The following is a 15,116-nucleotide window of genomic DNA, read 5'->3' on the forward strand; positions in this document are numbered from 1 at the left end:
CCGCCTTCCGGCCACATCACTATATAATAGACCAACCCTAGCGACCGACCATGAACAGATTATGTTCATAACGTATCGGTACTGCAGAATCCGGCGTGCTGAACTCAATATCTGGCCGCAAAAGGTATTCCTTCAAGGACCAGAAATGTCAGTATCAATAATGCCACATAAGCGTTGCATGAACAACACAGCACCGATCACATTATGTTCCACTTTTTCACAAGGCCTGTCCCGTGCGGGTTGCGGCAAGCCAGGCCTTTACCTGCCCTGCCGGGTCAGGCATGCGAATGAAATCCGACACCGCCGAGACACAGTCCGCGCCCGCCGCGATGCATGAAGGGGCGCGCGCGAGCGTAATGCCGCCAATCGCCACGAGCGGCAGATCACCGATGCGCTGCTTCCACGCCGTCAGTTTTGCCGTGCCCTGCGGCCCCCACGGCATTTTTTTCAGTTTCGTGGGCCAGACCGGGCCAAGGGCCACGTAATCGGGGCTGACCGAGAGCGCACGCTCGAGTTCCGCCTCGCTATGGGTGCTGACCCCCAGCCTGATCCCGGCAGCGCGGATGGCGGGCAGGTCCGCCGTATCAAGGTCTTCCTGCCCGAGATGGATGTAATCCACCCCCTCCTCGATCGCGATGCGCCAGTAATCATTGAGCACGAGGCACACGCCGTGCTGCCGCGCCTGCGCAATCCCTGCACGGATTTCGCGCAGCAGGGCGTCAGGCGGCATATCCTTGAGGCGCAGCTGGATCAGCTTTGCACCTGCCTGGCCAAGCTCGCCCACCCAGCGGGCTTCATCAACAACCGGGTAAATGCGCGAGGGTAGCGGGGCGGCGTTCATAGCACCGCCTGCCCGATAACGGGGGTGGAAGGCACGGCCATGTCGCGTTCCTCCATCGGGTCGGCAATATAGGCCATGCGCCCGGCCTCGACCGCCATGGCGAAGGCGCGCGCCATTTCAGCCGGGTCGCCCGCCTTGGCCACCGCCGTGTTGATCAGCACCGCATCATAGCCCAGTTCCATGGCCTGTGCGGCATGCGAGGGCACACCTATGCCTGCATCGACCACCATCGGCACATCGGGGAAGTGCGCGCGCAGCGCGCGCAGGCCAAACAGGTTGTTCAGCCCCTTGCCCGAGCCGATCGGCGCGCCCCAGGGCATCAGCACCTCGCAGCCCGCGCGCAGCAGGCGCTCGGCCCCCACCAGGTCCTCAGTCATGTAGGGGAAGACCTTGAAGCCGTCTTCGGTCAAAATGCGTGCGGCTTCGACAAGGGCGAACATGTCGGGCTGCAATGTGTCGGATTCGCCAATCACCTCGAGCTTGATCCAGTCGGTGCCGAATACCTCGCGCGCCATCTGCGCCGTGGTCACGGCCTCGCGCACGGTGTGGCAGCCCGCCGTGTTGGGCAGCACGGGCACGTCAAGCCCGCGGATCAGTTCCCAGAACGCCTGGCCCGCACGCGCGCCTGCCGCCTCGCGCCGCAGCGAGACGGTGACAACCCCGGCCCCGGCCCGGCGCACGGCATCCGCCAGGATTTCAGGCGAGGGATACTGCGCCGTGCCCAGCATCAGGCGCGAGGCGAGTTCGGTGCCATAGAAAAGGGTCATTGCCATTATCCTCCCTGCATGGGGGCCAGAATTTCCACCTGCGCGCCCGCGTGCAGCGCCAGGGCCGGACGCTGGCTGGCCGCGACAAAGCAGCCATCCACCGCCGTGGCGATGCGGGCCGTGGCGTCATAGCCCATTTCGTCAAGCAAGGCGCTCAGGGTTGTGGCCTGAACGTCATGGCGTTTGCCATTTACCGTTATCTGCATGGAACGCTCCTGTAGGGGCTGCTCACGCCGCGCCGAACACGATATCGGCCGCCTCCGCCGCCCGCACGGGCGAGAGCAGGAAGCCGTGGCGATACATGCCGTTGATATGGATATGCCGCCCCTCATGGCGCACGGCGGGCATGTTGTCAGGGTAGGAGGGGCGCAGGCCGGTGCCGGTCTCGAGTATCTCGGCCTCGCCAAAGGCGGGATGCAGCGCATAGACCGCGCCCAGCATTTCCACCATCGAGCGCAGGGTCATGGGGCCTGCGTTTTCACTCTCGATCATGGTGGCCCCCACCATGTACACATGGTCCGCGCGCGGCACGATGTAAATGGGAATGCGCGGATGCAACATGCGCACCGGGCGGCGCAGCGTTACATCCGGGCAGCGTAGCAGCAGCATCTCGCCGCGCACGCCGCGCATGCCGGCCAACTTGTCGCGGGCGGCAATGCCGGTGCAGTCCACCACCCAGTCAAAGCCCGCAGGCTGTTCATCAACCGGCACATTGAAACGGATTTCACCGCCCATTTCAACCAGTCGGGCAGCAAGGGCCGCGAGCGCATCACGCGGGTTGACGTGGCCCTCGCCGGCAAAGAACAGCGCGCGCGAGAAGCGATCGGCCAGGTCCGGCTCAAGCTGCGCAATCTCGGCCTCGCCAATGGTCTCGTAATGTGATGTGCGGCGACCAAAGCGCATGATCTCGCGCATATCACGCGGGGGAGCCAGCACCAGCGTGCCGTTGCGGTCCACGCCGGGCACGTGCGCATCCCACCAGTCGAGCGAGGCAAGGGACTGGGCGGTGACCTCCGGCGTTGCGGATTCGGCCTCGCACCACGGGGCCAGCATGCCGCCTGCCTTCCATGACGCACCCCAGCCCACGCGCGGGCCACATTCATGCACCACCACCCGCGCGCCCCGCTCGGCCAGGGTCACCGCCGCCGTCAGCCCCGAAACCCCGGCACCGCGCACCAGAACGCGCGGACCCGGACCCTGGGGGAATGCCGTTGGTGCTGTCATGTGCCTGCCGTGCCCCTGTGCTGGTTCAGTCCTGCTGGCGGCGAGTGTGCCAGCGTGCCTGCGCGTGTCTATTCAACAGTAACGGATTTGGCCAGATTGCGCGGCTGGTCCACATCCGTGCCTTTGATCAGCGCCACCTCATAGGCCAGGATCTGCACCGGAATGGTCTGCAGGATGGGGGCCACGAACTCATCTACCGTCGGGATCGCCACCACGCATTCCGCAATCTCGCGCAGGCGTGGCGCGCCCTCCATGTCGGTAAACACCAGCAGGCGGCCGCCACGGGCCTTGGCCTCCTGCAAGTTGGACAGCGTTTTTTCAAACAACGGCCCCGACGGCACGGTGGCCACAACCGGCACGGTACTGTCGATCAGCGATATGGGGCCGTGCTTCATCTCGCCCGCGGCATAGGCCTCGGCGTGGATATACGTGATTTCCTTGAGCTTGAGCGCGCCTTCGAACGCTACGGGGAACATCGCACCGCGCCCCAGATACAGCACATCACGCGCTTCAGCCACGATGGCGGCCATGCGGCGGATCTCGTCATGGCGCTCGAACACCTCGGTGGCCTTGCTTGGCAAGTCGAGCAGGTTGGTGACCATGCGCTCTTCCTGCACGGCGTCAATGGTGCCGCGTGCGCGTGCGAAGGCTATGGTCAGGCACGCCAGCACCGAGAGTTGGGCTGTAAACGCCTTGGTGCTGGCCACCGAGATTTCAGGGCCTGCCACGGTGCCGAGCACGGCATCGCTTTCACGCGCCATGGTGCTCTGCTCAACATTGAGCACCGAGACGATATGCTGCCCCGCCGCCCGCATGCCGCGCAGGGCGGCCAGCGTATCCGCCGTCTCGCCCGACTGCGAGATGAGCAGCCCCAGCCCGCCATTGGCCAGCGGCGGGTTGCGGTAACGCATCTCGCTCGCCACGTCGATATCGACCGGCAGGCGCGCGTACTGCTCGATCCAGTAGCGCCCGATCATGCCCGCATAGAAGGCCGAGCCGCAGGCGGTAATCACGGCGCGGGGAATGCTGGCCAGGTCAAACGGCAGGTCGGGCATCACCACGCGGCGGGTGGCGGGGTCGATCAGGCGCTGGAGCGTCTGGCCGATCACCACCGGGTGCTCGTGCAGTTCCTTCTCCATGTAATGGCGGTAACCATCCTTGCCCACCGAGGCCGCGATCAGCGCCGTCATCCTGACTGGACGTTCGACCGGGTTGCCCGCCATGTCAAAGAACGTGGCGCCAGCGGGTGTGATCACCGTCCAATCGCCATCATCGAGATAGGCGATGCGGCGGGTGAGCGGCGCGAGGGCCAGGCTGTCGGAGCCGAGGAACATCTCGTTATCGCCAAAGCCCACCACCAGCGGCGCGCCATGCCGCGCACCGATGACCATGCCGTCATGCCCTGCAAAGATCATGGCCAGCGCATACGCGCCTTCCAGCCGCTTGAGGCATTCATGCGCGGCTTCACGGGGGGAGAGGCCACGCTGCAGGTGGTAGTCAACCAGTTGGGCGATGGTCTCGCTATCAGTATCGGTCGAGAAGACCTGGCCTGCCGCCTCAAGCTCGCGGCGCAGTTCCTCGAAGTTCTCGATAATGCCGTTATGCACCACCGACACGCGCTCCGTGCCATGCGGGTGGGCGTTGTTCTCGGTGGGCGCGCCATGGGTGGCCCAGCGCGTGTGGCCGATGCCGGTCACACCCGGCAGCGGCACGCGCGCGAGCAGCGAGGCGAGATGGTCGAGCTTGCCTGCCGCCCGGCGGCGCTCGACATGGCCGTGCTCAAGCGTTGCGATGCCGGCGGAATCATAGCCCCGATATTCCAGCCGCCGCAGGGCATCGAGAATGACCGGCGTGGCCTGATTGCTACCCACAACCCCTACAATGCCACACATCAGCCCTGTTCCTTCCTGTTCTTCAGCCGCTGGCGGAACACGCTGGCATAGCCCGCCTTGTCCGCCTGCCGTGCCCGGCCAATGGCCAGGGCATCATCGGGCACATCATGCGTAATCACGCTGCCCGCTGCCGTAATCACCCCTTTACCCAACCGCACGGGGGCGACAAGCACCGAATCCGACCCGATGAAGCTTTCGGCCCCGATTTCCGTGCGGTGCTTGAACACGCCATCATAATTGCACGTAATGGTGCCCGCGCCGATATTGGCCTTTGCCCCCACAGTGGTATTGCCCAGATAGGTCAGGTGGTTGGCCTTGGCGCCCGCGCCGAGCGTGGTGGCCTTGAGTTCGACGAAGTTACCCACGCGCGCGCCCTGCCCCACATCGGTGCCCGGGCGCAGGCGGGCATAGGGGCCGATCTGGGCATCAGGCCCGACCGTTGCCCCCTCGATATGCGAGAAGGCATGGATTTCCGTGCCGCGCCGGACATGCACGCCCGGCCCGAACACCACATGGGGGTGGACCACCGTATCAGGCTCGAACACCGTATCGGCGCACAGGAACACGGTATCGGGCGCCACGAGGGTAGTGCCACCCGCCATGGCGGCAAGGCGCAGGCGGGCCTGCACGCAGGCCTCGGCCTGGGCAAGTTCGGCCCGCGAGTTGATGCCGCGCAGTTCATCCTCGGGGGCGACGACAGCCCGCACCTTGCGCCCTTCTGCCACGGCGCGCGCCACCACATCGCCCAGATAGTATTCGCCCTGCGCGTTATCGTTATCAATCTCGGCCAGCCAGCGGCAGAAATCGTCAGTGGCGGCGCACAGCACGCCCGCGTTGCACAGGCCGATGGCGCACTCGGCAGGGGTTGCATCCGCCCATTCCACGATCCGCTGCACCAGCCCGTCGCGCGTGACCACGCGGCCATAGCGCGCGGGATCGGCAGGCTCCATGGCCAGCAGGGCAAGGCCCGTGTCATCGCTGCGGCGCTGGGCCAGCAGGGCGCGCATGGTGCCCGGCGTAATCAACGGGTTATCGCCATACAGCACCGCGACATCACCGGTGCCAAAGGCGGCCTCGGCCTGACGGGCCGCGTGGCCGGTGCCCAGTCGGTCATGCTGCACCACGACCGTGTGCGGGGCGGCAAGGGCTGCCACGTCATCCATGCCCGGCCCGGCGACGACAATGATGCGGTCAAATACCTGGGCCGCATTATCAATCAGGTAGCGCAGCATGGGCTGGCCCGCGAGCGGATGCATGACCTTTGGCCGCTCCGATTTCATGCGCGTGCCGCGACCTGCCGCCAGGATGACAGCGGTTGACAGGGGCGCGGCGGAGGCGGGCTGGTCGGTCTCTGTGTCGGTGTTCATGGCAGTGTGCGGGTACTCCGCACCTGACTACCCTGTCAAACCCTTATCCGCACGCAGGCGCATCACTTAGAATGTCTGCATGCTACGGGATGGCGACCAAAAATCCCTGAAATTATAAAAGGTTCTGGTGAAGCTTTTTTCAAAAAGCTTCGAAGGAACGTCATCTTCCCGGGAAAAGGCGATACCCAAAACTTTTCTTTTTTATCAATGACCTGTTTTAAAACAATCTCTTATGACTTGCGGGGCAGCCCACGGTGAGGCTTGCTGAACGCCAGACAGTCAAAGGCATTCATGATGACATCCTCCCCTCCCCGCCTGGCGGTTTTTGATATGGATGGCACGCTGATCGACAGCCTGCCCGACCTTGCTGCCTGCGCCGACTGGCTGCTGGCGCAATACCACCTGCCGCCCGTAACACCCGAAGCCGTGCGCCCGATGATTGGCGATGGCGTGGCCGCCCTCGTCAGCCGCCTGCTCGACCATGCCGGCCCCGCAGCCGCCCGCATCAACCGCGCCGAGGCCACGGCCCGCTACATGGAACGCTACACGCCCCATTCAACCGACCATTCCCGCCCCTTTCCCGGCACGGTCGCGACGCTGGCAGCCCTGCACGCGGCAGGCTGGCGCATGGCGGTCTGCACTAACAAGCCCGTGGCGGCGGCGCGGCATATCCTTCAGGTCATGGATCTGGAAAAATGGTTTGTCGCCGTGGGCGGGGGTGACAGCTTTGGCGTGCGCAAGCCCGACCCGCGCCACCTGCTGGGCACCATTGAACAGGCAGGCAGCACCCCGGCCCGTGCCATCATGACGGGCGACCACCATAACGACGTGGCCACCGCCACCGGCGCCCATGTGCCGGTCATTTTTGCCCGCTGGGGCTACGGGCGGCCGGAAATGGAAGCCGGGGCCACGGTGGGCGCCGATTCCATTACCGAATTACCGCATCTGGCAGGCGAACTGGTGCCTGCCTGAAGCCAATCACACGTCGAGATTGGCGACCTTGAGCGCATTGCCCACGATGAAGTCACGGCGCGGTTCGACCACATCGCCCATCAGGGTGGAGAAGACCTGCGCCGCGTTTTCAATATCACCCACCTTGACCTGCAGCAGCGTGCGCATGGCGGGGTCAAGCGTGGTCTCCCACAACTGCTCGTCATTCATTTCGCCAAGGCCCTTGAAGCGGTTGATCGACAGGCCCTTGCGGCCCTGCGCCAGAATCCGCTCATACAGCGAGGCCGGACCGTGGAAGGGGTGCGGCACCCCATCGAGCACGAGGCTGACAGGCCCGGCAAAATCCTTCACCAGCCGCTCATGGCGCTCGGCCAGCCAGCGCACTTCCGCGCTGCGCAGGGTGGTGGCCTCAAGCCGGTAGACCTCGCCCACGCCGCGCACGCTGCGCGCCATCTCCAGCCCGCTCTCGCTTACAGCCACCTTCCACCCGCGCTCGGTGGGCGGCGAGATGGCGTCAAGCCGCGCCTGCAGGTCCACAATGCGCTCGGGCACCGTGTTCAGGTCAGGCCGCAGCACGCCCGCAATGGCCGCCTGCTCCAGTATCCATACCGGCACCCGGGCTGACAGGCGCGAGAGCGCGCGGGTTACGTCGCGGATGAAGTGCACATCCGTCCGCATGGCCTCGCCCTGCACCTCTCGCCCATCGGCATAATGCAGCGCCGCATTGGCCAGCGCCTTGTCGAGCAGATAGGATTCAAGGGCCGCGTCATCCTTGAGGTAACGCTCGTCATTGCCGCGCTTGGCGCGGTACAGCGGCGGCTGCGCGATATAAAGATACCCGTTCTCGATCAGTTCGGGCATCTGGCGGAAGAAGAAGGTCAGCAGCAGCGTGCGGATGTGCGAGCCATCCACGTCAGCGTCAGTCATGATGACAATGCGGTGATAGCGCAGCTTCTCGATCGAGAAGCCGCCATGCTCCACGTCGCCCCGCCCGATGCCGGTGCCGAGTGCCGTAATCAGCGTGCCGATTTCAGCCGAGCCGAGCATGCGGTCAAAGCGCGCGCGCTCCACGTTGAGGATCTTGCCCTTGAGCGGCAGGATTGCCTGGAAGCGCCGGTCGCGCCCCTGCTTGGCCGTGCCGCCTGCCGAGTCACCCTCGACGATGAACAGTTCGGATTTTGCCGGGTCACGCTCCTGGCAGTCCGCGAGCTTGCCGGGAAGCGAGGAAATATCAAGCACGCCCTTGCGCCGGGTGAGTTCACGCGCGCGCCGCGCCGCCTCACGGGCGGCTGCGGCATCCATCACCTTGGCCACGATGTGCCGGGCTTCCTTGGGGTGGGTCTCGAACCAGTGGGAGATCATGTCGGCAGCAGCGGCATGCACCACGGGCTGCACCTCGGACGAGACGAGCTTGTCCTTGGTCTGCGATGAGAATTTGGGGTCGGGCACCTTGACCGAGAGCACGGCGGTCAGGCCCTCGCGCATGTCCTCGCCGTTCAGTGCCTGGCTGTCCTTCTTGGTCGCATTGGCCTCGGCGTAGCGGCCCACCACGCGGGTCAGCGCCTGGCGGAAGCCCGCAAGGTGCGAGCCGCCATCGCGCTGCGGAATGTTGTTGGTAAAGCACAGCATGGTTTCATGGAAGCTGTCGTTCCATGTCAGCGCGAACTCGACCTTGATGCCGTTTTCCTCGTTCTGGAGGCTGCCGGTAATGGGCGGGTTCACGATGGCGGTCTTGCCCTGGTCGAGCCATTCCACAAAGGCGCACAGGCCGCCCTCGTAGTGGAATTTTTCCTCGCGCGCGGGTTCGTGCCGCTCATCGCGCAGCACGATCTTCAGCCCGGAATTGAGGAAGGCCAGTTCACGCAGGCGGCGCTCGAGAATCGGGAACTCGAACTCCACCTTGGCGAAGGTCTCGGCACTGGGCTTGAAAGTGACCTGCGTGCCGCGCGGCTCGCTGCTTTCACCCACCACGCGCAGCGCCTCGTCACGCTCGCCGCCCTGAAAGCGGATCACATGCTCCTTGCCATCGCGCCAGATGCGCACTTCCATCCATTCGGACAGGGCATTGACCACCGCCGCACCCACGCCGTGCAGGCCACCGGAAACCTTGTAGGAGTTCTGGTTGAACTTGCCGCCCGCATGCAGCTTGGTCAGCACGACTTCCGCCGCACTCACCCCTTCCTCATGGTGCATGCCGGTGGGAATGCCGCGCCCGTCATCGCGCACGGTCACACTGCCATCACCATTGAGGGTGACGACGCAGCCGGTGGCGAAACCGGCCTGCGCCTCATCTACCGCGTTATCAATGATTTCGAAGGCCATGTGGTGCAGGCCCGAGCCGTCATCGGTATCGCCAATATACATGCCGGGGCGCTTGCGCACCGCATCCAGCCCCCGCAGCACCGAGATGGATGCCTCGTCATAATCAGGCACAGGGGCTACTGTGCCCTTGGCCTCGGCATCGTGTTTCTGATCGGGACTGGATTGATCGGACATGCCGGCAGATGCTCCACAGCGGACAACAACAAAATATCAGAATGCATTATAGCCCCAACCGCCCGGCGTAACCAGCATTCCCCACGCAAATCAGGCTTCATGGGCAAGATTACCCGCCCCTGGCGTCTCGAATACGGCGCGCCTCCGCAGGGGGGCGAACTGTTCGGCGTCCGTTCCGGTCAGGAACACGCCGGTGCGCATGCGGCCCACGGCGCGGAACAGGGCCTGCCTGCGGGCTTCATCCAGATGCACCAGCGGCTCATCGAGCAGGAGCATGGGCACCTGCCCCCGGCATGCCGCGAGTATGCGCGCATGCGACAGCACGATGCCCAGCAGCAGCGCCTTCTGCTGCCCCGTGCTGGACAGGGCTGCTGCACGCCCGCTCACCCGGTCGGCCAACGCAAGTCCGGTGCGGTGAGCACCAAAACGGCTGCCGCCGCGCTGGCGGTCAATGCCGCGCGTGCCCGCGATCTGTCCGGCCAGCCAGTCCTCCACGGCTAACGCAGGCCGGGTGGCGAGGTGGGCGGCAATGTCGCATTCCAGTTCCAGCCGGGCAGCTGGAAAGCCATCGGCCAACGCCTGCTCATCGGTATTGAGGCGGCTGACCATGTCCATCCGCGCGGCAACGGTGGCCACTGCATGGCGGGCCATGGTGTGCTCGAGGGCTGCAAGCCAGTCGGGATCGGGGTTGCGCTGGCCCAGAAGGCGGCTGCGCTGGGCCATGGCGCGGTCATGGGCTGCGAGTTCACGCGCATGGCCGGGTTCAAGCGCCTGCACCAGCCGGTCAAGAAAGCGCCGCCTGCCCCCTGCCCCTTCAAGGAACAGGCGATCCATCTGCGGCGTGATCCACACGGCGGAGAAATATTCGCCAATGCCATCACGGTTGCGCAGGGCCTGCCCATCCACACGGAACACCCGGCGCTCGGGGCGCAGCGGGTCGGCCCCTGTTGCAAGTTGGGCGGACAGGGCTTCATCCCCGTCCAGTCCCTCCACCTGCGCCGTAACGCCCCACAGGCCCGCACCGTGGCGGGGCAGTTCATCCATGCGTGCGCCGCGCAGGCCACGGCCGGGCACGAGCAGTGATACGGCCTCGAGCAGGTTGGTCTTGCCGCTGCCATTCGGCCCGGTAATGACCGTAACCGGCTGCGCCGGCTGCCACGACAGGCGGCGGTAGTTGCGGAAATCCGTCAGCGTCAGCCGGGTTATGCAGGCCATGCTGCCGTAATGGGCGGCGGCGCGCTCAAACGCGCATGGGCATCAGCACGTACAGCGCCGAGGGGCTGTCCACATCGCGCACGATGGTCGGGGCGGAACTGTCGGAAAATGCGAATTCCACTTCCCTTTCCACCTGGTCGGTAATGTCGTTGAGGTAGCGGGCCTGAAAGCCGATCTCGATGGGCGGGGCATCGTAGGAGACGTGGTTTTCGTCGAGTTCCTCGGTGGCCGAGCCCTGATCCTGGCTGGCGGCGGACAGGGTGAGCAGGTTATGCGCCATGCTCAGCTTGACCGGGCGCGAGCGCTCCTGGCTGATGGCCGCGACACGGGCCACCGCATCGGAGAAGATCTTCTTGCCCACGCGCAGGATACGGTCATTGCCGTGCGGGATCACGCGCTCATATTCGGGGAACGTGCCATCAATCAGCTTGGAAGTGAGCGTGATGTTGCCGATGGTGAACTGGATGCGCGTGTCGGACAGGGCGACATCGACCTGCTCCGGCCCTTCATCAAGCAGCTTGCGCAGTTCGCCCACGGTCTTGCGCGGCACGATCACGCCGGGCATGCCCTCGCTGCCCGGCGGCAGTTCGGTCTCGACGCGGGCCAGGCGGTGGCCGTCGGTTGCCACCGCACGCAGCACCTGCCCGGCCTCGCCTTCGGCCACGTGCAGGAAAATGCCGTTGAGGTAGTAGCGCGTCTCCTCGGTGGAGATGGCGAAGCGGGTGCGGTCGATCAGGCCACGCAGCACCTGCGCCGGAATGCTGAATTCATGCGGCAGGCTGCCTGCCATCATGGAGGGGAAGTCATCCACGTCGAGCACGTTGAGGCTGGTGGCAAAGCGCCCCGCCCGCAGGCCCAACGGCGCATCACCCCCGGCGTGGTCGAATTCGACCTGCGCGCCATCGGGCAGCTTGCGCACGATTTCGTACAGCACGGCAGCCGGCGCCGTGACCGCGCCATCACGCAGCGTTTCCGCCACCATGCCCTCGACCACGGCAATTTCCATGTCGGTGGCGGTCAGCGTCATCGCGCCATCGGTGACATTGATCAGCACGTTGGCCAGGATGGGGATGGTATTGCGCTTCTCGGCAACGCTCTGGATATGGGCCAGTGCCTTGAGCAGCGTTACGCGGTCAGCCTTCAACTTCATCGGTACGATATCCTCCACATCCCGCAGCACCCGAAAAAGCACAAAACGGGGGAGACCTGTCTAGCAGCCTGAAGCAACAGCGGTAAAGGGGCGCAGGCCCGAAATGCGTCAGGTCTCGAGCATGCGGCGCAGCAGTTCCACATCCTCGGCAAAGGCGGGGTCCTGCGCCATCAACTGCTCCACCTTGGTCACGCCATACATGACGGTGGTGTGGTCGCGGTTGCCGAACTTGCGCCCGATCTCGGGGTAAGAGCGGCTGGTGAGCTGCTTGGCGAGATACATCGCCACCTGGCGCGGCCGCGCCACGGCCCGGCCCCGACGGGCGGAGAACATGTCGGTCAGGCGCGTGTTCCAGTGCTCGGCCACCTTGCGCTGGATTTCCTCGATGGTGACGCGGCGGTCATGCGCCTTGAGGATGTCGTGCAGCACATCCTGCGTTGCTTCCAGCGTGACGGGGCGGCCAAACAGATTGGCATGCGCGATCAGCCGGTTGAGCGCGCCCTCAAGCTCGCGCACGTTCGACGTGATCTTGTGGGCAAGGAATTCCAGCACTTTGGCAGGCACCACAACGCCGGAGGCGGCGGCCTTGGCCTCGAGGATGGAAATGCGCAGCTCGAACGTGGTGGCATGGATATCGGCCACCATGCCGCAGCCAAGGCGGGTGCGCAGCCGGTCCTCAAGCCCCGACAGGTCGGAGGGCGACTTGTCGGCCGAGACCACGATCTGCCGCCCGGCATCAACCAGCGCGTTGAAAGTGTGGAAGAATTCGTCCTGCGTGTTGTCCTTTCCAATGAGGAACTGTAGGTCATCGATCATCAGCACATCGACCGAGCGCAACTGGTCCTTGAACTCGAGCGTGGACTGCGAGCGGATGGCCCCGATGAAGCGGTACATGAACTTCTCGGCCGACATGTAGGCCACCGAGACCTTGCCACCACGCAGCAGTTCCGCGCCGATGGCGTGCATGAGGTGGGTCTTGCCCAGGCCCACGCCGCCATAAAGGAACAAAGGGTTGAAGCCGGGGCTGGACGGGCGCTCGGCTACGCGGCGGGCGCAGGCATAGGCGAACTCGTTGGGCTTGCCCACGACGAAGGTGTCAAACGTAAAGCGCGGCTCGAGCGGGGCGGCAAGGTCGCTGCGCACCTCGGCCTGGCGCGGACTTTCCACCACGCCGGGCGCTGCCACGGGGGGTGCTGGTTCGACCGGGGCCGTGGCGGCCTGAGGCGCGGGCGTTGCATCCTGCGCCTCGGGGGCGGGCTGGGCTGCGGGGCGGGCCACCTGCAGCTCGACCCGGCGGATGGCGGGCACTTCGGCATGCCACAGCGTGCCAAGCCGGTCGCCGTATTGCCCGCGCACCCAGTCGCGCAAAAAGCGCGTGGGCAGGTAGAGGGTGATCTCGTCCTCCTCCACCGGGCCGACCGTGATCTGGCGCAGCCAGGTGCGGTATTCGACTTCGCCCACCTCGGCCTTCAGCCGCTCGCAGATGCGCGACCAGTGGATGGCGAGCACACTCTTCTGCGCGTTGGCTTCCGCAACCGCGTCGTAGCCTTCCAGTCCGCCCGTCATATCCGCTCCCCGCCACATGGGGCACGAAAAGGACACCGCCTGCGCGCATGCCCCTGCCGTAACCCCGCTCCATTCCACCACCCCGCGCCACCGGCCCTTCCCCACAGGACAGGCCACAAGCCGTGCCACTGGCACGACCCACGGCCCGGCCCTTGCTGCCAGGACAACCGATGACGCTGGAATTATCCTCATAATTTAGAGCACGGAATCGGGCGAAGCAACGGGAATCTGCCCCGCACTTGCCAAAACCCGTTCACACCATGAAGATGCTGATAATAAAAAAAGGCCGCCATCGCCAATAATGGCGACAGACGACCTTCTTTATTACTTCCAGCTTTCTTTCAAATGAAAGAAACCAGCCGTATCTTACGCAGCAGCGATGGACTTGATACGGGCGGACAGGCGGGAAATACGACGGGCAACCGTGTTGGCGTGAAGAACGCCCTTGCCAACGGCGCGCTGCATTTCGGGCTGTGCCTCACGCAGGGCCACCACGGCGTCGTCCTTCTTGCCGGTGGCGATCGCGGTCTCGACCTTCTTCACGAAGGTGCGCACGCGCGACAGGCGCGCGGTGTTGCGGGCGTTGCGGCGTTCGTTCTGACGGATGCGCTTGCGCGCGGATGCTGTATTGGCCATTGCTCTCAGTTCATCTGCATAAATCAGGTTACGGCGGTCCGCCACCCGATCGTGCGGACATCCCATATCAGGCTGGCGATCTAGTCCACCCTGACCGTATTCGTCAAGACAAGTCTTTGCCTAAATCGTCTCGGGCCTCCTGCAGGCGGGGACAGAAGAAGCTCGAACGCCCCGACTGGGTGATGCGTTCCACCCCGTCACACGCAGGCGGGCCGGGGCAATCGGGGCACCCCAGCCCTTCGCGCCCGTAAACGCGCCAGGCATGCTGGAAATAGCCGAGTTCCCCATCAGGTTGCACATAATCACGCAGGCTTGAGCCGCCTGCGGCAATCGCCTCGTCGAGCACGGCGCGGACCTGGGCTGCCAGTTCATCATATTCCGCGGCACTGATTTCGCCCACCGCCCGCGCGGGGTGGATGCGCGCGCGGAACAGCGCCTCGGACACATAGATATTGCCAAGCCCCGCCACCACGCGCTGGTCGAGCAGGAGCGCCTTGATGCTCGTGCGCCGCCCACGGCCCCTTGCCGCAAGCCACGAACCACCAAAGCGGTTGCCCAGCGGCTCGGGCCCCATGCCGGCCAGCAGGCGGTGGCTTTCCACCTCCACTGCTGGCACCAGATCGACCATGCCGAAGCGCCTGGGGTCGACCAGCCCGCAGCGCGCGCCCTCCCCGGTCTCGATCACCAGATGTTCGTGCAGGGCGGGAGGCTGCCCGCTCTCGGCCACGCTGGGCCGCGAGAGCAGCACGCGCCCGGACATGCCCAGGTGCAGCACCACCACCATCCCGCCCGAAAGCGTGATGAGGATATATTTTCCCCGCCGGGCGAATCCATCGATCCGCTGGCCTTCCAGCGCACGGGCCAGACCGGGGGGAAACGGCCAGCGCAGCCCCGTATGGTGCGTGCTGGCGCTAGAAATAGTGTGACCTTCAAGATGCACTCGCATCCCGCGCATCACAGTTTCGACTTCAGGGAGTTCCGGCATGGCCTCATCTGGGGTTATACCTGTGC

The 15,116-nt window shown here is 65.1% G+C and carries 13 protein-coding genes; 1 reads left to right on the forward strand and 12 read right to left on the reverse strand.

All coding sequences use genetic code 11. The features are described from left to right. Nucleotides 1–217: 217 nt before the first annotated feature. The 6 genes from QEG70_RS10600 to glmU all read right to left on the reverse strand — a co-directional run bounded on the left by QEG70_RS10600 (nt 218) and on the right by glmU (nt 6,091). On the reverse strand, nt 218–841 hold the full coding sequence (locus QEG70_RS10600; RefSeq protein ID WP_308720630.1) for a thiamine phosphate synthase: 624 nt from the start codon (nt 839–841) through the stop codon (nt 218–220). Next, nucleotides 838–1,614 (reverse strand): thiazole synthase, encoded by a 777-nt coding sequence (locus QEG70_RS10605; protein ID WP_174520901.1) that lies wholly within the window; start codon nt 1,612–1,614, stop codon nt 838–840. The genes QEG70_RS10600 and QEG70_RS10605 overlap by 4 nt, the downstream gene beginning before the upstream one ends. Further along, complete coding sequence (thiS, locus tag QEG70_RS10610; RefSeq protein ID WP_308720631.1) at nt 1,614–1,814, reverse strand: sulfur carrier protein ThiS; 201 nt, start codon at nt 1,812–1,814, stop codon at nt 1,614–1,616. The genes QEG70_RS10605 and thiS overlap by 1 nt, the downstream gene beginning before the upstream one ends. Nucleotides 1,815–1,836: 22 nt before the next feature. Further along, entirely contained in the window at nt 1,837–2,832 is a 996-nt protein-coding gene (thiO, locus tag QEG70_RS10615) for a glycine oxidase ThiO (RefSeq protein ID WP_308720632.1), read from the reverse strand. Between the two features lie 68 nt (nt 2,833–2,900). Continuing rightward, a complete protein-coding gene (glmS, locus tag QEG70_RS10620; protein ID WP_308720633.1) occupies nt 2,901–4,724 on the reverse strand; it encodes a glutamine--fructose-6-phosphate transaminase (isomerizing) in 1,824 nt (607 codons plus the stop codon). Continuing rightward, nucleotides 4,724–6,091, reverse strand: coding sequence for a bifunctional UDP-N-acetylglucosamine diphosphorylase/glucosamine-1-phosphate N-acetyltransferase GlmU (gene glmU / locus QEG70_RS10625; RefSeq protein ID WP_308720634.1), 1,368 nt, complete (start codon nt 6,089–6,091; stop codon nt 4,724–4,726). Before glmU ends, glmS begins: the two co-directional genes overlap by 1 nt. A gap of 291 nt (nt 6,092–6,382) precedes the next feature. On the opposite strand from glmU, the gene gph reads away from it, so the two are divergent. Continuing rightward, a complete protein-coding gene (gph, locus tag QEG70_RS10630) occupies nt 6,383–7,063 on the forward strand; it encodes a phosphoglycolate phosphatase (protein ID WP_308720635.1) in 681 nt (226 codons plus the stop codon). 6 nt (nt 7,064–7,069) lie between these two features. Here gph and gyrB read toward each other — a convergent pair whose 3' ends face one another. The 6 genes from gyrB to mutM all read right to left on the reverse strand — a co-directional run bounded on the left by gyrB (nt 7,070) and on the right by mutM (nt 15,090). Continuing rightward, the gene (gene gyrB / locus QEG70_RS10635) at nt 7,070–9,538 is read right to left on the reverse strand and encodes a DNA topoisomerase (ATP-hydrolyzing) subunit B (protein WP_308720636.1); all 2,469 of its coding nucleotides are present in this window, start codon (nt 9,536–9,538) and stop codon (nt 7,070–7,072) included. A gap of 90 nt (nt 9,539–9,628) precedes the next feature. Continuing rightward, the gene (recF, locus tag QEG70_RS10640) at nt 9,629–10,753 is read right to left on the reverse strand and encodes a DNA replication/repair protein RecF (RefSeq protein WP_308720637.1); all 1,125 of its coding nucleotides are present in this window, start codon (nt 10,751–10,753) and stop codon (nt 9,629–9,631) included. Nucleotides 10,754–10,778: 25 nt separating this feature from the next. Beyond that, nucleotides 10,779–11,903, reverse strand: coding sequence for a DNA polymerase III subunit beta (gene dnaN / locus QEG70_RS10645; RefSeq protein ID WP_308720638.1), 1,125 nt, complete (start codon nt 11,901–11,903; stop codon nt 10,779–10,781). A 108-nt stretch (nt 11,904–12,011) separates the two neighbouring features. Next, a complete protein-coding gene (gene dnaA, locus QEG70_RS10650) occupies nt 12,012–13,469 on the reverse strand; it encodes a chromosomal replication initiator protein DnaA (RefSeq protein WP_308720847.1) in 1,458 nt (485 codons plus the stop codon). A gap of 366 nt (nt 13,470–13,835) precedes the next feature. Then, the gene (gene rpsT, locus QEG70_RS10655) at nt 13,836–14,105 is read right to left on the reverse strand and encodes a 30S ribosomal protein S20 (protein ID WP_159259946.1); all 270 of its coding nucleotides are present in this window, start codon (nt 14,103–14,105) and stop codon (nt 13,836–13,838) included. A 103-nt stretch (nt 14,106–14,208) separates the two neighbouring features. After that, on the reverse strand, nt 14,209–15,090 hold the full coding sequence (mutM, locus tag QEG70_RS10660; RefSeq protein WP_308720639.1) for a bifunctional DNA-formamidopyrimidine glycosylase/DNA-(apurinic or apyrimidinic site) lyase: 882 nt from the start codon (nt 15,088–15,090) through the stop codon (nt 14,209–14,211). Nucleotides 15,091–15,116: the final 26 nt, after the last annotated feature.

It is taken from the genome of Komagataeibacter xylinus, assembly GCF_031081985.1.
GTDB lineage: Bacteria > Pseudomonadota > Alphaproteobacteria > Acetobacterales > Acetobacteraceae > Komagataeibacter > Komagataeibacter xylinus_E.

What these genes read in the sequence shown, in the direction of transcription:
- gph (WP_308720635.1), top strand. Translation starts at nt 6,383, where the DNA reads ATGATGACATCCTCCCCTCCCCGCCTGGCGGTTTTTGATATGGATGGC.
- QEG70_RS10600 (WP_308720630.1), bottom strand. Translation starts at nt 841, where the DNA reads ATGAACGCCGCCCCGCTACCCTCGCGCATTTACCCGGTTGTTGATGAA.
- gyrB (WP_308720636.1), bottom strand. Translation starts at nt 9,538, where the DNA reads ATGTCCGATCAATCCAGTCCCGATCAGAAACACGATGCCGAGGCCAAG.
- rpsT (WP_159259946.1), bottom strand. Translation starts at nt 14,105, where the DNA reads ATGGCCAATACAGCATCCGCGCGCAAGCGCATCCGTCAGAACGAACGC.
- glmS (WP_308720633.1), bottom strand. Translation starts at nt 4,724, where the DNA reads ATGTGTGGCATTGTAGGGGTTGTGGGTAGCAATCAGGCCACGCCGGTC.
- recF (WP_308720637.1), bottom strand. Translation starts at nt 10,753, where the DNA reads ATGGCCTGCATAACCCGGCTGACGCTGACGGATTTCCGCAACTACCGC.
- mutM (WP_308720639.1), bottom strand. Translation starts at nt 15,090, where the DNA reads ATGCCGGAACTCCCTGAAGTCGAAACTGTGATGCGCGGGATGCGAGTG.
- dnaA (WP_308720847.1), bottom strand. Translation starts at nt 13,469, where the DNA reads ATGACGGGCGGACTGGAAGGCTACGACGCGGTTGCGGAAGCCAACGCG.
- dnaN (WP_308720638.1), bottom strand. Translation starts at nt 11,903, where the DNA reads ATGAAGTTGAAGGCTGACCGCGTAACGCTGCTCAAGGCACTGGCCCAT.
- thiS (WP_308720631.1), bottom strand. Translation starts at nt 1,814, where the DNA reads ATGCAGATAACGGTAAATGGCAAACGCCATGACGTTCAGGCCACAACC.
- thiO (WP_308720632.1), bottom strand. Translation starts at nt 2,832, where the DNA reads ATGACAGCACCAACGGCATTCCCCCAGGGTCCGGGTCCGCGCGTTCTG.
- glmU (WP_308720634.1), bottom strand. Translation starts at nt 6,091, where the DNA reads ATGAACACCGACACAGAGACCGACCAGCCCGCCTCCGCCGCGCCCCTG.
- QEG70_RS10605 (WP_174520901.1), bottom strand. Translation starts at nt 1,614, where the DNA reads ATGGCAATGACCCTTTTCTATGGCACCGAACTCGCCTCGCGCCTGATG.